This window comes from uncultured Acetatifactor sp., assembly GCF_948601915.1.
GTDB lineage: Bacteria > Bacillota > Clostridia > Lachnospirales > Lachnospiraceae > Acetatifactor.
On sequence record NZ_CAPDXS010000202.1, the window covers coordinates 1 to 1,223 of the forward strand.

The 1,223-nt window shown below is 53.7% G+C and carries 2 protein-coding genes; one reads left to right on the plus strand and one right to left on the minus strand.

The window, feature by feature from the left end; genetic code table 11:
* Nucleotides 1-619 (plus strand): AMP-binding protein (locus Q2B33_RS22300; protein WP_300914263.1); only part of this gene is annotated, 619 nt, incomplete at its 5' end.
* On the opposite strand, the gene Q2B33_RS22305 is transcribed toward Q2B33_RS22300, so the two are convergent.
* Complete coding sequence (locus Q2B33_RS22305; protein WP_300567334.1) at nucleotides 609-1,154, minus strand: TetR/AcrR family transcriptional regulator; 546 nt, start codon at nucleotides 1,152-1,154, stop codon at nucleotides 609-611. The two genes, Q2B33_RS22300 and Q2B33_RS22305, sit on opposite strands and share 11 nt — an antisense overlap.
* Nucleotides 1,155-1,223: the final 69 nt, after the last annotated feature.

Consider the following 1,223-nt stretch of genomic DNA (forward strand, 5'->3'; position numbering starts at 1 on the left):
AATCGACGTCCTGGAGGGATACGGCATGTCGGAATGCTCCCCGGTATTCAGCTGCAATCTGCCGGACGACCACAAGGCAGGCTCTATCGGTAGGCCTCTTTCCAATGTGGAGATATCGTTTGCGGACGGCGAGATCCTGGTGAAGGGCAGCAGCGTCATGAAGGGCTATTACAAAATGCCCGAGGAGACTGCAAAGACCCTGGAAGGCGGATGGCTCCACACAGGGGATAAGGGGTATCTGGACGAGGACGGGTTCCTGTTCATCAACGGACGGGTCAAGAACCTAATCATCCTTTCCAACGGCGAGAACATCTCCCCGGAAGAGATCGAGAACAAACTGGCCCTGGACAAGCTGGTGGGCGAGGTAGTGGTAACCGGCGAGAACAACGGGCTCACCGCCAGGATCTACCCGGATCAGGACGTGGTGGCGGCAAAGCGGATGAATGAGGAGAAAATCCAGAAGGAGCTCCAGGCGTTTCTGGACAAATACAACAAAGGCCAGCCCAGCTACCGCCAGATCACAGGGCTGGTCGTCCGGAAGCACCCTTTCATCAAAAATTCCACCAGAAAGATAAAGCGGCAGGACGTTCTGATCGACGAGGAGCTCCCTACGACATAAAGGGGAGCATGCCCGCCATAAAGGCCTGGGTCAGGATATCGGCCACCACCTCTGCCGGAGCCTGGAAATCTTCCCTGCTCCATTTGTGGAGGACGCCGATCGTACTGCCGATCGAACAGGCGATCATGTAGGATACCTCTTCTTTGCTGTGCTCGGAAGGCTCCGTATCCTGCATGACCTTTGCCACATAGCGGTGGAGCATGGTGATGGATTTCTCAAAGAACCCGTCCCCTCTGGGGCTTCTGAGCAGATTGGCCAGAAACGGGTTGGTCCTGGTGTAGCCGCATATCGTCAGGAAAAAAGTTTTGCACATGTCATGGTCATTCTTCGGGTGGAACGTCTCCATGAGGGAGAAGATGTCCTGGATCGTCTTATCCTCAATGGCCGACACAAGAGCCGGAACGTTTTCGTAGTGGTTGTAAAAGGTGCTGCGCACCACTCCGGCCCTTTTTATGATATCGGAAACCGTTATCTTGTCCATGTCCTTTTCCTTCAGAAGCAAAAAGAACGCGTCATATATGGCTTCGTCAGCCACAAAATATCTTTCATCCTGTATTTCATGAGTCATGAAGCAGCCGTACCCTTTCCCTGGTTGACCTTTCCG